The organism is Acinetobacter ursingii DSM 16037 = CIP 107286 (assembly GCF_000368825.1).
GTDB classification, from domain to species: Bacteria; Pseudomonadota; Gammaproteobacteria; order Pseudomonadales; family Moraxellaceae; genus Acinetobacter; species Acinetobacter ursingii.
The window spans coordinates 160465-179447 of the sequence record NZ_KB849715.1; the positions used below are offsets into that span (position 1 = coordinate 160465).

Sequence of the window (18983 nt, forward strand, 5' to 3'; positions counted from 1 at the left end):
TTACGATGCTCGGTGAATTATTCTTCACTCATCTCATCATTTTGAGAAGCAATATCTTCAGCTTGAGATTCAGATGCTTCCCCTTCAATCACTTCAAGAGTTTCATCATCTTCTTCCACCGCTTCAATCGAAACCACACCCACCAGTGTTTCATCATCGCTTAAACGAATCAGGCGAACACCTTGTGCATTACGACCTGTCATTGCCACTTCAGCCGCACGAGTACGTACCAAAGTACCGCCATCTGAAATCAGCATCAGTTCTTTGCTTTCATCAATTGAGACTGCACCAACTAACTCACCATTACGTTCGGAAGTCTTGATCGCAATCACCCCCTTACCGCCACGTTTCTTGGTCGGGAAGTCATTCACTGGCGTACGCTTACCATAACCATTGGCACTGGCACACAACACTTCACCCGTTTCTGGAACAACCACCAACGAGACAATACGGCTCACCACATTTGAATCTGAATCATCACTCTCATCAGAGTCATCATTCTCAACGTCTGCGTCTTCGCTATCCAGTGTTGCAGCTAACGCCACACGCATACCACGCACACCTTTGGCGGTACGCCCCATGGCACGGACATCGGTTTCAGCAAAACGAATCGCCTTGCCTTCGTTGGAGAACAACATAATTTGTTGCTTGCCATCAGTAATCGCGACACCAATCAAGGTATCTTCTTCGTTCAGTTCAATCGCACGTAAACCATTCGCACGAATATTGGCAAATTGCTCAAGTTCAACACGTTTGACTGTACCCGAAGCTGTTGCCATAAAGACGTAGTGATTTTCAAGGAATTCAGTCAAAGGTAAAATCGCAGTGATGGTTTCATTGGCATCCAGTGGCAATAAATTGACCATTGGACGACCTTTTGCACCACGCGAAGCCTGAGGAACTTCAAACACTTTCAAACGATATACTTTACCCACATTGGTAAAGCACAAGACCGTTGCATGGTTGGAAGCCACGACAAGATGCTGAATAATATCGTCATCTTTCATCGAGGTTGCAGATTTACCACGACCACCACGACGCTGAGCTTGGTAATCGGACAATGGTTGTGTTTTGGCATAACCTGTTTGAGAAACGGTCAACACCACTTGCTCTTCTGGGATCAAATCTTCACGACAGAAATCGATACGTGACTCAATAATATCTGTACGACGTGCATCGCCATATTGTTGAAGGATTTGTGCCAATTCTTCACGAATCACACCCATCAGAAGATTGAAATCATTCAAAATGGCAGTCAGTTCAGCAATCTGACCTAGAATCTCGGTATATTCAGCATGTAACTTGTCTTGCTCAAGGCCGGTTAAACGATGTAAACGAAGCTCTAAAATCGCAGCGACTTGAGTTGGGGATAAACGATAAATATCACCAGACAAACCAAATGGGCGATTTGGATCTTCGCCTTCGATTTCATCAGGACGTACTGAAATTGCACCTGCTTTTTCAAGCAAAGCAGTAACACCACCACCCGCCCATTCGCCCGCCTGTAAGCGTTCACGCGCTTCTGCTGGATTTGCAGAAGTCTTGATGGTTTCGATAATTTCATCAATATTGGCAAGGGCAACGGTGAGACCTTCCAAAATATGACCACGTTCACGTGCTTTACGCAATTCGAACATGGTACGGCGCGTCACCACTTCCTGACGATGTCGGATAAATGCCGCAATGATGTCTTTTAGATTCATCAATTTTGGTTGTCCGTTATCTAGACATACCATATTGATACTAAAAGAATTTTCAAGCTGAGTATTGAGGAACAGGTTATTGACAATGACTTCAGCGTTTTCGCCACGCTTTAAGTCAATCGCAATACGCATACCGTCTTTGTCAGATTCGTCACGTAACTCAGAAATCCCTTCGAGTTTCTTCTCTTTGACCAATTCAGCAATACGTTCAATCACACGTGCTTTGTTGACCTGATATGGAATTTCAGTGAAAACGATGGTGGTACGATTCGTTTTCTCGTCTTCTTCAAAGTGATATTTACCACGAATATGCAAACGGCCTTTACCGGTACGGTAAGCATCGACAATGCCTGATTTACCGTAAATAATGCCGCCTGTCGGAAAATCTGGTCCTGAGATATGTTCCATCAATCCTTCAATCGAAATATTCGGATTGTCTGCATAGGCCAGACAGGCGTGAATCACTTCAGTCAAATTGTGTGGCGCCATGTTGGTCGCCATACCCACTGCAATGCCCGCTGCGCCGTTGACTAATAAATTAGGCACACGTGTTGGTAAAACATCAGGAATTCGTTCTGAGCCATCATAGTTATCCACCCAGTCTACCGTATCTTTTTCAAGATCGGCCAATAACTCATGGGTGAGTTTGGTCATACGAACTTCGGTATAACGCATCGCCGCAGCGCTATCGCCATCGACCGAACCAAAGTTACCTTGGCCGTCGACCAACAGGTAACGTAGACTAAAATCCTGCGCCATACGAACAATGGTGTCGTAAACAGCCGTATCACCATGCGGGTGATATTTACCGATCACATCACCCACCACACGAGCAGACTTCTTATAAGCTTTATTATAATCGTTGCCTAACTCATGCATTGCATAAAGTACACGACGATGAACTGGTTTCAGGCCGTCTCTCACATCAGGTAATGCACGTGAAACAATTACACTCATTGCATAATCGAGATATGAGTTTTTTAACTCATCTTCAATGGCAATCGGTCGGATTTCCGATACGCTCATGCATACTCCTTTCTATGCAGCAAAGCAAAAGCCAGCCACAATTTATGTATTAATCTCGCAAAACTTAGTTCAAAAAACTGAACTAAAAGTAAAAAACATAGCTAAAAAGTATAGCATAAATCATGTGGAGATTGTGATGGATTAATACAGCTTAGCCTTTAATATTTGAGTAAATTTATGCTGAAAAAACAGACAGTTCCAAACTGTCATTAGGAATAGAATAAATCAAATACTTAGCGCACATTGTTTTAGAAAATTTGTGAAATATTTAGCAGTCAAAGACCAGAAAAACCACATTATTTTTTTATCATTCTCAATAAAAAACGCTCTTGCGCAATAAATCGCGCAAGAGCGTTTTATCAACTTAACTCAATAACGAATTAAAGTTTAGATACCAATTCTGGTACAACAGTGTTCAAATCACCCACTAACCAGTAGTCAGCAACGCTGTTGATTGGTGCTTCTTCGTCTTTGTTGATCGCAACGATCACTTTAGAGTCTTTCATACCTGCCAAGTGCTGAATCGCACCAGAGATACCGATTGCCATGTAAAGATCTGGCGCAACGATTTTACCTGTTTGACCTACTTGGAAGTCGTTTGGTACGAAACCAGCATCAACCGCAGCACGTGACGCACCTTGCGCAGCACCAAGCTTGTCCGCTAATGGGTCTAGGACTTTATGGTAGTTCTCACCAGAACCAACACCACGACCACCAGAAACAACGATACGCGCAGCAGTTAATTCTGGACGATCAAGTTTTACAATTTCTTCATTTACGAAAGAAGAAACACCAGCGTCAGCCGCTTCACCCACAGTTTCAACCGCAGCAGAACCACCTTCAGCAGCAACTGGATCAAATGCTGTACCACGTACAGTACCAATGATCACAGCTTCATCAGATTGAACCGTTGCAATCGCATTACCTGCGTAGATTGGACGCTTAAATGTGTTTGCAGATTCAACAGAAATAATATCTGTGATCATGCTGACATCAAGCAATGCCGCAACGCGTGGTAAAATGTTTTTACCTGTTGTAGTTGAAGCTGCTAAAACGTATTTATAGCCACCTTCTTTCACAACATCAGCAATCAGTTTTGCTACATTTTCAGCCAATTGGTTGGCATAAAGTGCATTGTCTGCAAGTAATACTTTGCTGACACCAGCCACTTTAGCAGCAGCATCCGCTACGGCTTGAGCGCCTGAACCAGCAACCAATACAGCAATATCACCACCGATTTTTTGAGCTGCTGCAACAACGTTTAACGTCGCACCGTTAAGTGCTTGGTTATTGTGTTCAGCGATTACTAAAATACTCATGATTTTATCCTTCTGTATTAGATCACTTTCGCTTCATTTTTTAATTTTTCAACAAGTTCGTCTACAGACTTCACTTGTACGCCAGCTTTACGCTCAGCAGGTGGCTCAACTTTAACAGTTTTAAGTTTAGTCCCTGTAGCAACACCATAATCAGCAGGTGATTTGGTATCAAGCGGCTTTTTACGCGCTTTCATAATGTTTGGAAGTGCCGCATAACGTGGCTCGTTCAAACGTAAGTCAGTGGTAATAATCGCAGGAAGTGTAAGCTCAACAGTTTGTAAACCACCGTCAATTTCACGAGTCACTTGAACTTTTCCGCCGTCCACTTTTACTTCTGAAGCAAAAGTACCTTGACCTGCGCCAAGCAAAGCAGCCAACATTTGACCGACTTGGTTTGAGTCGTCATCAATTGCTTGTTTACCTAGAAGAATAAGTTCTGGTTTCTCTTGATCTACAACACCTTTAAGAATTTTAGCAACTTCTAAAGCGCCAATTTCATCAGTTGTTTCAACCAAGATACCACGATCCGCACCGAGCGCCATTGCAGAACGAATTTGTTCTTGCGCTTCTTTAGGTCCAACAGAAACCACTACGATTTCAGATACTGTTCCTTTTTCTTTTAGGCGAACCGCTTCTTCCACTGCGATTTCACAGAATGGGTTAATTGACATTTTAACGTTAGTAAGGTCAACCCCACTATTGTCCGGCTTAACGCGAACTTTAACGTTGGCATCAACCACACGTTTTACAGCAACAAGAGCCTTCATGTAATCCTCGGCTGTTTCAGCAAGTAAATGTTGAGAAGAGTTATATTAACGCTTCATATTGAATTTTTTAGGTGCTTTATCTTGCAATGTGTTTGGCATTTCGGTCAAGTCACAATTACACCAACCATGCGAAAAAACACTAAAAAGGCTGAAATGGTCAGTTCATTGTTTTTTTCATTGATTGTTTCCCCATGAAATTGCAGCAGTTTTTATGATTTATTAATATTTGATTTATAATATGTTTTATTTTGATTTATTTCATCAGTCTGACTGATAGGCGACTTTTTTTGCATAGCTTTTATACAAAAGTACAAATTTATTCAATACTGACTCGTCAGATCAAAAATGTCAGTCCACAATTATAAAAAAACTTAAACATGTCGAAATGTAACAATAAAACATAATAGGTCGGGTTATCGCAAAATTATTACGCTCTCGGATGCGCTTTATCGTAAGTTTGCGCTAAATGATCAAAATCAATATGCGTATAAATTTGAGTCGTACTCAAATTAGTATGCCCTAACATTTCCTGTACTGATCTTAAATCACCACTAGCACTGAGCATATGACTGGCAAAACAATGGCGTAGTAGATGCGGATGCAAATCGACATTTACCCCTGCGCGATGTGCCTGAATTTTAACTCTGGATTCAATTTGCCTTGGTGTAAGTGCGCCGCCATGTTGTGAAACAAAAACAGGACTCACTGGTAATACTTTACCCTTCCAAATCGTATAGATTTTTAACCACTCGATTAAGCTGTGTTTAGCTTTGCTGCCAAATGGAATCACCCGCGTTTTATTACCTTTACCAGTTACACGTAAAAGCTGTCGTTTAAAATCAAGATCATTCATTTTCAAACTTTGCAATTCAGCCAAACGTAAACCACTGGAATACAACAATTCAAGCATGGCTTTATCGCGTATCCAGAGCTGTTGATCCTTGATTTTTTCAGGTACAGGTTGATCCAGTATTTGATTGACCGTTTCGATATCAATCATTCCCGGTAAGGGACGCGCTTTACGTTTAAGTTTAAAATCCTCAGTAGGATTCATATTGAGATAATTACTTTGCTGCGCCCATTTCATAAATTGGCGAATCGCCGACAACATTCGCTGAATACTACTACTACTCAAGTTGGATTGTTCAACTTTATAAGCCAGATATTCGCGTAAATCTGATGCTTCTATCTCGATCAAATCTAGCTTTTTAACTTCACAAAACATAAAAAAATCAGTTAAATCGCGTTGATAAGCATGAATGGTGTGTTCAGACTGATTTTGAATGGTACGCTCTTTGAGCCACATGTCGAGGAGTTGATGATTATTAATATTCACATCATTGCTCCTAGTTTAATATTCAGTGTTGGTATCAATTTGATTTAAATATAACATAATTTCTTTCGCCACTAGTTCGGCATAGCGATTCGCGAGATCATGTCCTCCACCTTGAATGATCTTGAGCTCGGCATACTGAAAAAGATCTTTCAGATATTGCCCGACAGCAATTGGACTTACCTCATCTTGATCACCCCAGATCAGTAAAATTTTCTGCTGAATCTGTGCCAATTGAGCTTCATAATTTATTTTAGTGGTCATGAACCAGTCAGGATAATTTAAAAAATCTTTGGCATAACTTTGTCGCCAATCCGCAACGTTAAACTGGCTCAGGTCAATCCCTCCTGAAGTCGCAATCAAGACCAAACCCTGTATCAATTCAGGCTTTTGTAAAGCTGCTGCGACTGCAAAAATGCCACCCATAGATTGAGCGACCAATATACATGGGCGATCAATTTTATTGAGCACATATTGCTGTAACTGTTCAAAACCATGAATGTCTGGATGGGCAGGTTCATTGGCAAAAGCAGGATAAGCAATGATTTGTGTCGTCATTTCTTCGGGTAAATTTTTAATGAGAGGACACCAAAATTCGGTACTGCCCGATGCGCCGGGTAGAAAAATAAAATGTTTTAGCATGTTCATTTTTTAAATTCTAACCATGTATTTTTAAGTATTTTTACAAACTATTATCTTGCATTATTTTTTAGAAAAAAACTGTGCAAAGAATCCTCTTTTTTTCATTTGACGATGATAAAAAGGCTCAGTTTCAAACATGTAGCCTGATAAACCTGAAGATTCTTGAGGATCAATCATAAAGATATCAACAATTTCTCCAAGGCTATCATAAGCCACCTGTCCAATTTGATTCATTAAAGTTTGGTTTCTCTCTGCTACATTGAACAATACGCCCACCACTAGAACCGGTTTTTCATCTCGGGCAGGATTGTGCATTAAAGCCAAATATGCTTTTTCAATCTCAGAATGCTGTTGAAAAAATTTATTCAGTTGTTCGACCATCTGATCAGGATATTGGGACGGTTGCCCTAGTAACACTTGTATATCTTCTTCAGCAACAAATTGCTCTGTGGCTCCAACACTACCTTTCTGTAAAAGACTTTTTATTTCTTCTGGAATAAATTCTTTGCCATAAGGAAGATTTGGATTCAGCATCAAATGATCCCCGAGGGTGATATCAAATAACTCGCGAGTGCTCAAACGCAAGTAGCTTTCTTGCTGCTCGATTGCTTTACTTAAACTATCTACAGATAAGAAAAAAGGAACAATTGATCTGCCCTCGTGATTTTGCCATTTGCTTAAATAGATATGATCACCTTGTTGCAGCTCAACTAAACCATGACGATTGTGCTGTTGAGTATCAGTAGTTCCCAAACAATACACATGACCATTTAATAATTTTTCAAGAAACACAGGGCGATACGCTGGCTCATTAGCTGCTTTTTGAAGAAGTTCCTCTAAATACTTTTCTTGTTTATCCATTTATATTTACCTAATCTCTCATCAAAATGAACTAATCTTTTAAAGTTTTGTTATTTATTCAAAATAATGAACACATCATCACGCTAAAATTATATGTCTTATTTAAAAATTAAAACGAACTGACTCCCTTGAACCAGTTCGCTTGTATTTAACTCTGAAAATAACGTAAATCCAAACGGCCTTCATAGACGGTAGACGTTGGTCCAGTCATCCAAACCACGTCACCTTCACGCCAAGCAATTTGTAACTTACCGCCTGCCAGTTCAACTTCAACCTCATTGGCGAGTAAACCACGGCGCATTCCACTGACTGCTGCGGCACATGCCCCTGTTCCACATGCTAAAGTTTCGCCGACGCCACGCTCAAAAACACGCAAACGTACATGTTTTTCATCCAGAATTTGCATAAACCCAGCATTGACCCGTTGCGGGAAACGTACATGCGATTCAACTTGTGGTCCAATGGTTGCAACATCCGCAGTTAATACATCTGGCACAATCGTAACTGCATGGGGATTGCCCATATTGACCACATCAATTTTTAAGCTTTGATCATTGGCAAGCTCAAGATGATAAAGTGCTTCAAACTCTTCCGTGACAAATGGAATTTCATTTGGAGAAAATTTTGGAAAGCCCATATTGACTCGAACTAAACCATTTGGTCCCAATTCAGGTTCAACGATTCCCGCTTTGGTTTGCACCTTGATTTTGGTTTTATTGGTCAGTTGGCGATCATGTACAAAACGCGCAAAACAACGAACGCCATTGCCACATTGCTCAACTTCAGAGCCATCTGCGTTGAAAATACGATATTTAAAATCTGCACTTGGAAAATCGGGCGGTTCAACTATTAGAAGTTGATCAAAACCAATCCCAAAGTGACGATCAGCCATACGCTGAATGGTAGTAGTATCCAGATACGCGCGTTGGCTGATTAAATCAACCACAACAAAATCATTACCCAAGCCATGCATTTTTGTAAATTCAAGCAACATGTTTTTTACTCCTCAGGTAATAAACGTTCTTTATCCCATAATGATTCAATCGTTTCACGCTCACGAATCAAATGAGCTTGATCTGCATTCACCATCACTTCAGCAGCACGACCACGACTATTATAGTTTGAACTCATGACAAAACCATAAGCGCCTGCACCCAGTACAGCCAAGACATCATTTTCTTTTAGTGCCAACTTACGATCTTTGCCTAGAAAGTCGCCAGTTTCACAGATCGCACCAACAACATCCCAAGCTTTTTCATTAACGTCTGTATTGGCATCCACCGATTGGATATCCATCCACGCTTCATATAAAGATGGACGAATCAAATCATTCATCGCAGCATCAATAATCGCAAAATTACGATGATTGGTCGGTTTCAGCAGATCTACTTTGGTCAGTAATACGCCTGCATTGGCACTAATACTACGCCCTGGCTCCATGTACACTTTCAAGCCTAATTTTTGCAGTGCGGGTTTCAACGCATTGGCATACTCTTCAACGCTTGGCGGTGTTTCATCTTTATAACAAACACCTAGACCACCACCAATATCAATATGTTTGAGGTCAATTCCACGCTTTTTCAATTCAGCAATCATCACCATGACACGATCCAAAGCATCCACAAAAGGCTTGGTCTCAGTCAGTTGTGAACCGATATGGCAATCAATTCCCACAACATCTAAATTGGATAAAGATGCCGCGTATTGATAAGTTTCATAAACCGTATCACTAGGAATACCAAACTTATTTTCTTTTAATCCCGTTGAAATATAAGGATGAGTTTTGGCATCGACATCTGGATTAACACGCAAGGAAATCGGGGCTTTTTTACCCTGTTTTTCTGCAACTTTTTGAATGCGATCCAATTCTGCATACGACTCAACATTGAAACAGGCAATTCCGACTTGCAGCGCTTTTTCAATATCTGCTTCTGACTTGCCTAAACCAGAAAATACGATTTTGGCTGGATCACCACCTGCTGCCAACACGCGCGCAAGCTCACCCCCAGTCACAATATCAAAACCAGCCCCAAGCTTGGCTAATACATTCAACACCGCAAGGTTTGAGTTTGACTTCACCGCAAAGCAGATTTGATGGTCGATAAAATCAAAAGCACGATCCATATCCAGATAATGTTTTTCAAAAGCTGCTTTTGAATAAACATATAACGGTGTACCAAACCGTTCAGCAAGCTGAAGCAGTGAACATTGCTCAGCATGCAATATCCCTTGAATGCGGGAGAAACTCATGAATGTATCCTTATCTTTGAGACGTTAAGGGGATGGTGTAGGTTCTGAAGCTGAGGATTTTTCTTTTTCCTCAGTTGCATTTTTCTGAGCTTGTTGCTCAGCATCTTTAGATGAATACAGTAAATATTTGGCACGTTTGTCATAATTTGGATCAGAAGGTAAATGTAATGCACCTGATTGACCGCATGCCGTGAGCGCAGCACCGCTCAGTAATATACTGATAGAGCAAATGACTTTAAGCATCTGAACACCGAACTTTTACAATTCGGAGCAGTATAGCGTGATCATCTCAGCAGCTAAAGTCTAAACATAAAAAAACGCCAGTTTATACTGGCGTTCTATGGATTTATTCAGACCTATTTCTTTTTAGCAAAGAAATAACCTATAGCCAAAATAATAAACCAGATTGGACTAACTTTTAATGATTCAAGTGTGGTTTCATCCAAAGCAAGGAAATAGATGGTTGCAAGGAAGAATAAGATCACCACCCAACAAGTAAACACACCACCAGGTAATTTAAAGATCGATTGCTCATGTAATTCAGGTCTATTTTTACGGTAGTTAATATAACTCCACATAATAATAATCCACACACAGATAAACAAAATGGTCGACAATGTCGTCGCTAATGTAAACGCGGTGACTTCATCATTTGTGCCTGTTTGTACTTTATAAATGTACTGGACAAACGCACCAATGAAGATACAAATAGAAGAGAAAATCAACGCTTTTGCTGGAACTGCTGACTTAGACAACATGGCAAAGAGTTTTGGTGCTTTTTGATCTGTTGAGAGACCAAACAACATACGGCTAGTCGAAAACACGCCACTATTCATGGATGACATTACAGAAGACAGTACGACCAGATTCATGATAATCGCAGCAGAGGCGATACCTGCTTGTGAGAAGATATTCACAAATGGACTGACTTTAGGATTGATTTGATCCCACGGAGTCACACACATCACCACAAACAATGCCAATACGTAGAAAATAATAATACGAATTGGAATCGAATTAATCGCTTTTGGTAAGTTACGTTTTGGATCCTGTGTCTCCGCAGCCGTCGTTCCGACCAGCTCTACCCCAACAAAGGCAAAAATGGCAATCTGGAAACCTGCTAAAAAGCCATCTAGTCCTTTTGGAAAAAAGCCACCATGAGTCCAAAGATTACTCACACTTGCGGTCGTACCCGAAGAGTTGGTAAAGCCTGTAAAAATCATCCACAAACCAACAGCAATTAATACAATAATTGCTGTGATTTTTACCATCGCAAACCAGAACTCCATTTCACCGAACAATTTTACCGTAACCAGATTTAATCCAAGTACAAATAAAATGGCAACGGTACTAATCAGCAACCCACCCAATGCCGTGAAAGATTCACCGCCATTGAAGAATTCCAGATAATAAATAATGGCGGATAAATCTGCGATCCCAATCGTGACCCAACACAGCCAATACGTCCAACCGACAAAATAACCCGCCCATGGGCCGATCAAATCAGTCGATAAATCAATAAAAGACTTATATTTAAGATTGGATAACAGTAATTCGCCCAGCGCGCGCATGACGAAAAACACCATGATACCAATCAGGCCATAAATAAAGAGAATAGAAGGACCAGCCAAACTAATGGTTTTACCTGACCCCATGAATAACCCTGTACCAATCGCCCCACCAATTGCAATTAATTGGAGATGACGGTTGGATAAGCTGCGTGAGAGTTCACCTTCTCCAGAATGTGAACCAAAATTTTCATTTGACATTGTTTTTTTTAACTCTCAAATTTTGTACTTTAAAATTAGCCTAAAACCATTAAAACAAAAAAGTTTTTTTAACTTATTGTTTTATTTTTTTGATAAATAACGCCTATAAGATGTTTTTTTAGACATACTTACTCCATTTTTAAGCTGTAATTGAACTTATCCCTGAGATTGCAGTTTACGTGCCAAAGTATTTTTTGGCGATATTTTCCTGCAAAATTTGTGTTTAAAGTTCCCAATTGTTACATTTCACTGATTTATTAATTCCAAGATGCACTGAATATGAGCAAAGTTAAAACGGTTTATCGCTGTGAACAATGTGGTACAGATCATCCCAAGTGGTCAGGTCAGTGCTCAGAATGCGGTGAATGGAATAGTTTGCTTGAAGTGCGTGTTGAACCCGCTTCCTCACATCGTGCTAAACCTAAATTAGGCGGTTATGCAGGTCAAACTTCCGCAGTCACCATCTTAAATCAGATCTCTGTGTCGCACGAAACAAGAGTTGCCACAGGGATTGGTGAGTTTGATCGGGTACTCGGTGGTGGATTGGTGACTGGCTCAGTGGTGCTGATTGGGGGCGATCCCGGCATTGGTAAATCGACCATTTTGCTGCAAACCGCAACTTATATGGCGAGTAGTAATAGCTCTGCACTCTATGTAACAGGTGAAGAATCCTTATCTCAGGTTGCATTACGCGCCCAAAGGCTCGACTTACCGACCGATAAACTCAAAGTCATGGCTGAAACTTGTGTAGAACGGATATGTGAAATTTTGGCTCAGGAACGCCCTGCCGTTGCCATATTAGATTCCATTCAAACCTTATATACAGAAACTTTACAATCTGCCCCCGGTGGTGTTTCTCAAATCCGTGAATCTGCTGCTTTACTCACACGTTTTGCCAAACATAGCGGAACAGCCCTATTTATCGTGGGTCATGTCACTAAAGAAGGTGCTTTGGCTGGTCCACGTGTGCTTGAACATATGGTGGATTGTGTTTTGTATTTTGAAGGGCAATCAGATTCACGCTACCGCATGATTCGTGCGGTAAAAAACCGTTTTGGTGCAGTCAATGAACTGGGCGTTTTTGGCATGACCGATAAAGGTTTACGTGAAGTCGCCAATCCTTCGGCTATTTTCTTAAGTCGTTATGATGAAGCCATTCCGGGTTCTATTGTCATGATCAGCCGCGAAGGTACTCGCCCACTTTTAGTCGAAGTACAGGCGCTGGTCGATGATGCGCATGGACAACCACGTCGTGTTGCATTAGGTTTAGAACAAAACCGTTTAAACATGTTACTTGCAGTGATGCATCGTCATGGTGGCGTTCAAACTTCTGGACAAGATGTTTATGTTAATGTGGTGGGCGGCTTAAAAATTACCGAAACAGGTTCAGATTTGGCAGTCCTTTTAGCCTGTGCGTCTAGCTTACGTGGCAAAGCCTTACCACAACAATTGGCTGTATTTGGAGAGGTCGGATTATCGGGTGAAATTCGCCCCGTTCCAAATGGTCAGGAACGTCTCAAAGAAGCCGCCAAACATGGATTTAAATATGTCATTTTGCCGCGTGGCAATGCTCCGCAAAAGACCGTTGATGGGGTACAAATTATTGCGGTTGCAAGGTTGCACGAAGCATTAACAGAAGCCATGCAACTAAGTGACGAGTTAAATTAAATCGTCCGATATGATTTGACATAAAAAAACATATTTTTGTTATTGAAATTCGTCAAAAAAGCCTGCATAAATACACTTGTAAATTGAATTTATATAGGATTTTTCGATGGAAGTACGACAGCGTAGTTTATTGGCAGGTGTTTTGATGGCCGCCTTGGTCGTTGCACCGCTTGCTGAAGCAAAACGTGCAGGTGGCGGTAAAAGTCATGGTATGTCACGTTCAGCCGCTCCAAGCCAGTCTTACCAACAACCTCGTCAAGTGACTCCTGCACCTCAAACAGCACCTGCTGGTACACCACAGCGTTCTGGTCCGGGTGTTGGTTCAATGGTTGCTGCGGGTGTGGCAGGTGCTGCTGTGGGTGCCGTTGCTGCCAATGCGCTGGCGGATGACCGTCATTCAACTTCTCCTGAGCAACAAGCCACTCAACAGGATGCAGCAGCTCAGCAGGCAAAAGCCGAGCAAGAAAAGAAAAGTGGCATCCCGGGCTGGATCTGGATTATCTTGATTGCTGCGATTGCTTTCTTTATTTTCCGTAGATTTAGCAATAAGCAAAAAGTTGCTGGCAATAATCCGTTTGCGCCAAACAATAGTGGCAATGCTGTACCATTTGGACAAAACACATCGACAAACCGCGCTAATTCTGGTGATAACACCAATATTTTTGGGCAAAGTGTCGGTGGCAACGCAAATGCAGCACCATCTTCTGCACCGTTTGGTAGTGCTTATACCAACAGTGGTAGTCAGCTTCCCGATGGAACAGAACCTGCAACTTTCTTACGTGTTGCACGCCAGCGTTTTAACCATATTCAATCGGTGAATTCTGCTAGCAATATTGAAGAAATTCGTCGTTATTTGACACCAGATCTTTATAGCTCAATGTATAACGACATTATGGCGAATCAAGATCAGGACGTTGCTGAGTTTAGTAACTTAAATGCAATGGTGGTGGATAGCACAACGGAAAATGGTCAGTATGTGGTCAGTGTTCGTTTCACAGGTACAGTAAGTGAAGATCTGAATAGCTTACCGCAACCCTTCTCTGAAATCTGGCACTTTGTTAAGCCAGCAGGTTCAAGTGAAGATTGGAAAGTGGCTGGGATTCAGCAAGACTAACGTTTCGCTAAAAATAAAGTAAGCCGCATCAGCGGCTTATTTTTTTATCTGTGATCTTAATATTAATCATCAGATACAATATTAAAATCACACTTTTACTATGCTATTGCCGCTGGAAAAGCAATCACCTGATCAATACGCATGTTTTCAGTTGCGATCATCAGTAACCGATCGATCCCTAAAGCAATACCCGAACAAGCAGGCATATGTGGTAAAGCTGCCAAAAGATGTTCATCAAGTGGCATTTCGGCTAAGCCTTGTTGTTTACGTTCAAGATTATCCGCTTCAAAACGCTGTCTTAATGTTTGCGCATCCAATAATTCATCATAAGCATTGGCCAGTTCTAAACCTTCAATATAAACCTCAAAACGTGCGGCAACCTGTTCACCGTCATCATCAATACGCACTTTAGCCAGTGATGCCATTTCTGGAGGAAAATCAGTTAAAAATACGGGCGTATCAAACCCCAGACTCGGCTCAACAAAATGCGAAAATAATAAATCCATATAGGCGAGCCGATCTTCTCCCAAATCTAGCGTCAGCCCGACGCGTCGCGCGGTATCTTTCAATTGCTTTAGATTGGCTTGCAATGGATTAATATCCAGACGATCCTGAAAGGCATGTTTATAACTGAGTATCATCGGGCGAATCTCATCAAAACGATGATACAAACAACTGTGTAATAAATCAGCCGTTTCATGCATTAAGTCTTTAAGATCAAATTCAGGGCGATACCATTCCAACATGGTAAACTCACTATTATGTTTACGTCCATGTTCATCATCACGAAATACTTTACAAATCTGATAAATCGGGCCACTGCCACTGGCGAGCAAACGCTTCATGGCAAACTCAGGCGAGGTTTGTAAATATTGAATACACTCTTCGCCTTCAATATGGCGTAATGCACGTACTGAAGCCAAATGCACATCGGTTACCCCTGCCTGAGAAATAATGGGTGTTTCGACCTCCAACACATCACGCTCTGCAAAAAAAGTACGAATGGTCTGATACAGTTTGGCACGTGCTTTAAGTGCTTCAATCGAACAGGTCGGTTGATACGTTTTTAAATTTAAATCCGACTGTTTACTCATGCCGCAGGCCCTCCATATGCAGCCCATTCACGGCGTAGTGGATATTCTATTCTAAGTCGATCAAAAGCTTGCTGATCGACTTGTCCTTCTTTGACACAAGCACGTAAATGTTGATCGTCACGCTGAATATCATAAATCTCTGTTAAATATCGTTGTAACGCTTGTTTTAAGGATAAATCTTTAAAGTAAGGTTCACCAATCGGGAGTTGTGACTCAAACTGCTTCTCAGCTTTAAAACCAAAATGCTGACAAAACGCCTGATACACCATTTGTGTACCGCGCGCTTTACCTTCCAAACTGTAACCTGCAATATGCGGTGTCACCAAGCTAACTAAATCTAACAGTCGCTCAGAAATGACAGGTTCATGTTCAAACACATCCAGCACCACTTGACGCTGCGTTTTTTGAATATTTTCAATTAAATCAGCTTCTTCTATCACAGGCCCTCGCGCACTATTGATCAAAATCGTTTGAGCTGGAATACATGCGAGTCGATCGGCATTGATGAGATGATAAGTCGGATAATCGCCTGTTTTGGTGAGTGGAACATGGATTGAAATGGCATTACTACGTTGTAGTAATTCATCTAATGAAACATTTTCAATCTGATCAAGCTGCACATAAGGGTCATAGCCAATAATGTGCCAATCCAACAATTTTGCCATGTAAGCCAAACGACGACCGACATTGCCCAAACCGATAATACCTAAGGTAAACTGCTGTTCTTGTTGTAAAAGCTCTGGTCTTAAATGTAATAACGCTGTAATGACATATTCCGCGACCGCCTGAGCATTACATCCAGGTGCATTACTCCACGCAATGCCTTGTTGTTGCAGTGCAGTAATATCCATATGGTCTGTACCAATGGTCGCACTGCCTACAAATTTTAATGCGCTGTGATCGATTAAAGTATGATCTACTTTGGTCACAGATCGAATAATTAAAGCATCGGCATCTTTGACATCTTCATGCTGCAAATGTCGACCACCACGATGTTCAACTTTGCCAAATTCAGAAAAAAAATAGTCGGTAAATGCCAGATTTTCATCTGCAATCATCTTCATATACTGTTCCAATCACTCACTGGCATTTATCATAACGCGTCACTCGGTACGTGACTACGCTCGTCATTTATAAATCGAATTTTTTACCAGCATCCATTTTTAAATTTTTATGCTCAATGAATTGTGAAATCTATATTTGCTTATTTCTTGTTTGGTTCTAATATCAAATGCAACATATGGGTCGCAGTGGTATGTCTGATGTGATCTGGTCGGGCATGAAAATAACGTTCTGATAGAGCATCGCCAGATAAATCTTCAAGTATTTGAAAATCCATTTGATTCACGAGATCATGCAATTCTAATGAATTAAATTGCCCCATCAATGGTTCGCGTAAGATTTTTGTGAATTGAGCAACGGCTTGAGTTCCTATTTTTTCAATCCCCCGAAGTGAATCAAAATTAATCGAATAATCCAGAACAATTTCACTTTGCTTCGCTGCAAAACTGGCAATACTACTTAAGGTCTGTAAGGTGGTTTCAGGCTGTAAATAGTGCGTTGTACCCAGCCATGAATAAAAAGCAGGACGATCTTGCGTATAGTTACTACGAGCTAGAACCTCTCCCAAAGCTTCCTTTTCAAAATCGATGGCAACAAATTCGACATTGGCAGGAATATCACCCAGTTGTTTAAGTTTTTGGATTTTTAAACGCTGTGTATCGGGGTGATCAACCTCAAAAATTTTTAAATCTGGATAATGCTGTGCCAAACGTAAGGCAAATGAATCTAAGCCTGCCCCAACAAGCACATATTGATCAATTCCCTTTTCAATCGCCTGTTGCAAGCAATCTTCAGCATAACGCGAACGCCCCACGACCTGAGCTGTTAACAAACCTAACGTTCGATTCAATGCTGGTGAGTTAAAGATTCTATTCACCAAAGGCAAGGTTAATAACCTTTTCCACGCGTTATTGGTCATTTCAAATGCATAAGCATCGGCAAAAATCGGATCATGCGCGAATAAATAATGATGGGCGCGTAATGCCGCAGCGGCTTCTGCGGTACGACTTGACCGTCCTTGTTTCATGTCATCTTCCTTTAAAAGCAAAATAAAAGCAGTCGATTGAAAACAATAGACTGCTTCATTTGAAAATAAACCAGAAAATTAAGCGTCTACTTTACTTTTGCTTAGATTAGTTTGGTAAGAGGTGGTCCCACATGTTTGAACAACTAAAAGCTTATTTATAAGTGATACTCTGCTCTAGTTAAGCTACCTTATTTTGTTGTGGTAGCTGGTCATAGTAAAACTCATCTGGAGTCATTTTGTCCAGACTCGAATGAGGTCGTTTCAAATTATAAAATTCAAAATATGCGTTTAATTGCTTCTTCGCATCCAAAACATTGCTGTAGGCTTTGAGATACACCTCTTCATATTTAACGCTCCGCCATAATCGTTCAACCATCACATTATCAACCCATCGACCTTTACCATCCATACTGATTTGAATGCCATTTGATTTCAATACATCAATAAATGCATCACTGGTAAACTGACTGCCTTGGTCTGTATTAAATATTTCAGGTCGACCATATTTTTCAATAGCTTCATTTAATGTTTCTATGCAAAATGTAACCTCCATACTAATCGATACTCTATGCGCAAGTACCTTGCGGCTATGCCAATCAATCACAGCACATAAATAAACAAAGCCTTTTGCCATAGGGATATACGTTATATCCGTAGACCACACTTGATTACTGCGCTGAATAGCCAATCCTTTGAGCAGATATGGATATTTGCGGTGAGCTTGATTAGCCTGGCTTAAATTTGGTTTGCAATATAACGCATTAATGCCCATTTTCTTCATTAAAGTACGTGTATGACGTCGTCCTATATGATGTCCTTGACGATTCAACAAATCACGCATCATACGGCTACCTGCAAAAGGGTATTGCATATGTAACTCATCCATACACCGCATCAGCTTCAGATCTGATGCACTCACAGGTTTTGGGCGATAGTAATAACAACCACGGGAGACTTTCAGCAGCTGAGCTTGCTTAGATACTGAAATCTGAAGTGAGTCATCGATTAACTTTTGTGGTTGAAGCGGCCCAGTTTCTTCAACACACCTTCTAAAAAATCAATTTCTAATGCCTGCTCACCGATTTTTGCATGTAGTTTTTTTAGATCGATGGGTGGTTCTGTTGGAGCTTTTGATTGATCGAAAGCTTGCGAGGAAGCTGAAATCAGTTGATTTTTCCAGTCGATAATTTGGTTTTGATGAACATCAAATTCAGCACTCAATTCAGCAAGTGTTTTTTCTGCTTTAATCGCAGCAAGTGCTACCTTAGCTTTAAAATCATTTGAATGATTTCTTCTTGGTCTACGTGCCATAAAATACTCCATATATTGATGTTTATAACATCATTTG

16 protein-coding genes are annotated in these 18983 nt (G+C 40.9%); 2 read left to right on the forward strand and 14 right to left on the reverse strand.

Annotated elements, in window-relative coordinates; genetic code table 11:
• Positions 1-17 precede the first annotated feature (17 nt).
• The 10 genes from gyrA to F944_RS03890 all read right to left on the reverse strand — a co-directional run bounded on the left by gyrA (position 18) and on the right by F944_RS03890 (position 11670).
• The gene (gene gyrA / locus F944_RS03845; RefSeq protein ID WP_004987121.1) at positions 18-2729 is read right to left on the reverse strand and encodes a DNA gyrase subunit A; all 2712 of its coding nucleotides are present in this window, start codon (positions 2727-2729) and stop codon (positions 18-20) included.
• 380 nt (positions 2730-3109) lie between these two features.
• Positions 3110-4048, reverse strand: coding sequence for an FAD-binding protein (locus F944_RS03850; RefSeq protein WP_004987124.1), 939 nt, complete (start codon positions 4046-4048; stop codon positions 3110-3112).
• Positions 4049-4065: 17 nt separating this feature from the next.
• Entirely contained in the window at positions 4066-4815 is a 750-nt protein-coding gene (locus F944_RS03855) for an electron transfer flavoprotein subunit beta/FixA family protein (protein ID WP_004987127.1), read from the reverse strand.
• 427 nt (positions 4816-5242) lie between these two features.
• Complete coding sequence (xerA, locus tag F944_RS03860; RefSeq protein WP_051003655.1) at positions 5243-6121, reverse strand: site-specific tyrosine recombinase/integron integrase; 879 nt, start codon at positions 6119-6121, stop codon at positions 5243-5245.
• A gap of 45 nt (positions 6122-6166) precedes the next feature.
• Positions 6167-6796, reverse strand: coding sequence for an alpha/beta fold hydrolase (locus F944_RS03865; protein ID WP_010589004.1), 630 nt, complete (start codon positions 6794-6796; stop codon positions 6167-6169).
• A 54-nt stretch (positions 6797-6850) separates the two neighbouring features.
• Complete coding sequence (locus F944_RS03870; RefSeq protein WP_004987132.1) at positions 6851-7651, reverse strand: enhanced serine sensitivity protein SseB C-terminal domain-containing protein; 801 nt, start codon at positions 7649-7651, stop codon at positions 6851-6853.
• 148 nt (positions 7652-7799) lie between these two features.
• Positions 7800-8645 carry a diaminopimelate epimerase gene (gene dapF / locus F944_RS03875; protein WP_004987135.1) on the reverse strand — a complete coding sequence of 282 codons (846 nt, stop codon included), beginning with the start codon at positions 8643-8645 and terminating at the stop codon, positions 7800-7802.
• Positions 8646-8650: 5 nt separating this feature from the next.
• Entirely contained in the window at positions 8651-9901 is a 1251-nt protein-coding gene (lysA, locus tag F944_RS03880; protein ID WP_004987137.1) for a diaminopimelate decarboxylase, read from the reverse strand.
• A gap of 24 nt (positions 9902-9925) precedes the next feature.
• On the reverse strand, positions 9926-10144 hold the full coding sequence (gene lptM, locus F944_RS03885) for an LPS translocon maturation chaperone LptM (RefSeq protein ID WP_004987140.1): 219 nt from the start codon (positions 10142-10144) through the stop codon (positions 9926-9928).
• 113 nt (positions 10145-10257) lie between these two features.
• The gene (locus F944_RS03890; protein WP_004987143.1) at positions 10258-11670 is read right to left on the reverse strand and encodes an amino acid permease; all 1413 of its coding nucleotides are present in this window, start codon (positions 11668-11670) and stop codon (positions 10258-10260) included.
• Positions 11671-11949: 279 nt separating this feature from the next.
• Here F944_RS03890 and radA point away from each other — a divergent pair, with 279 nt between their 5' ends.
• Both radA and F944_RS03900 read left to right on the forward strand, forming a co-directional pair.
• On the forward strand, positions 11950-13338 hold the full coding sequence (gene radA / locus F944_RS03895) for a DNA repair protein RadA (protein WP_004987144.1): 1389 nt from the start codon (positions 11950-11952) through the stop codon (positions 13336-13338).
• A gap of 106 nt (positions 13339-13444) precedes the next feature.
• A complete protein-coding gene (locus F944_RS03900) occupies positions 13445-14452 on the forward strand; it encodes a Tim44 domain-containing protein (protein WP_004987145.1) in 1008 nt (335 codons plus the stop codon).
• A 98-nt stretch (positions 14453-14550) separates the two neighbouring features.
• Here the strand turns inward: F944_RS03900 and epmA are convergent, their stop codons facing one another.
• The 4 genes from epmA to F944_RS16680 all read right to left on the reverse strand — a co-directional run bounded on the left by epmA (position 14551) and on the right by F944_RS16680 (position 18946).
• A complete protein-coding gene (epmA, locus tag F944_RS03905; RefSeq protein WP_004987146.1) occupies positions 14551-15546 on the reverse strand; it encodes an EF-P lysine aminoacylase EpmA in 996 nt (331 codons plus the stop codon).
• Positions 15543-16610 (reverse strand): 4-phosphoerythronate dehydrogenase, encoded by a 1068-nt coding sequence (locus F944_RS03910; protein ID WP_004987147.1) that lies wholly within the window; start codon positions 16608-16610, stop codon positions 15543-15545. The genes epmA and F944_RS03910 overlap by 4 nt, the downstream gene beginning before the upstream one ends.
• A gap of 140 nt (positions 16611-16750) precedes the next feature.
• Positions 16751-17635, reverse strand: coding sequence for a class I SAM-dependent methyltransferase (locus F944_RS03915; protein WP_004987148.1), 885 nt, complete (start codon positions 17633-17635; stop codon positions 16751-16753).
• Positions 17636-17813: 178 nt separating this feature from the next.
• Positions 17814-18946, reverse strand: a protein-coding gene (locus F944_RS16680) for an IS3 family transposase (RefSeq protein WP_223235881.1) whose coding sequence is annotated in 2 segments (ribosomal slippage) — positions 17814-18694 and positions 18694-18946 — 1134 coding nt in all. Because the reading frame shifts where the segments join, the coding sequence is not laid out codon by codon here.
• Between the last annotated feature and the right edge of the window lie 37 nt (positions 18947-18983).

Bases quoted from the DNA above. Each gene is read 5' to 3' on its own strand.
- gyrA (WP_004987121.1), bottom strand. From the start codon at position 2,729: ATGAGCGTATCGGAAATCCGACCGATTGCCATTGAAGATGAGTTAAAA.
- lptM (WP_004987140.1), bottom strand. From the start codon at position 10,144: ATGCTTAAAGTCATTTGCTCTATCAGTATATTACTGAGCGGTGCTGCG.
- F944_RS03915 (WP_004987148.1), bottom strand. From the start codon at position 17,635: ATGAAACAAGGACGGTCAAGTCGTACCGCAGAAGCCGCTGCGGCATTA.
- dapF (WP_004987135.1), bottom strand. From the start codon at position 8,645: ATGTTGCTTGAATTTACAAAAATGCATGGCTTGGGTAATGATTTTGTT.
- epmA (WP_004987146.1), bottom strand. From the start codon at position 15,546: ATGAGTAAACAGTCGGATTTAAATTTAAAAACGTATCAACCGACCTGT.
- F944_RS03855 (WP_004987127.1), bottom strand. From the start codon at position 4,815: ATGAAGGCTCTTGTTGCTGTAAAACGTGTGGTTGATGCCAACGTTAAA.
- radA (WP_004987144.1), top strand. From the start codon at position 11,950: ATGAGCAAAGTTAAAACGGTTTATCGCTGTGAACAATGTGGTACAGAT.
- F944_RS03890 (WP_004987143.1), bottom strand. From the start codon at position 11,670: ATGTCAAATGAAAATTTTGGTTCACATTCTGGAGAAGGTGAACTCTCA.
- F944_RS03865 (WP_010589004.1), bottom strand. From the start codon at position 6,796: ATGAACATGCTAAAACATTTTATTTTTCTACCCGGCGCATCGGGCAGT.
- F944_RS03850 (WP_004987124.1), bottom strand. From the start codon at position 4,048: ATGAGTATTTTAGTAATCGCTGAACACAATAACCAAGCACTTAACGGT.
- F944_RS03870 (WP_004987132.1), bottom strand. From the start codon at position 7,651: ATGGATAAACAAGAAAAGTATTTAGAGGAACTTCTTCAAAAAGCAGCT.
- F944_RS03910 (WP_004987147.1), bottom strand. From the start codon at position 16,610: ATGAAGATGATTGCAGATGAAAATCTGGCATTTACCGACTATTTTTTT.
- lysA (WP_004987137.1), bottom strand. From the start codon at position 9,901: ATGAGTTTCTCCCGCATTCAAGGGATATTGCATGCTGAGCAATGTTCA.
- xerA (WP_051003655.1), bottom strand. From the start codon at position 6,121: ATGTGGCTCAAAGAGCGTACCATTCAAAATCAGTCTGAACACACCATT.
- F944_RS03900 (WP_004987145.1), top strand. From the start codon at position 13,445: ATGGAAGTACGACAGCGTAGTTTATTGGCAGGTGTTTTGATGGCCGCC.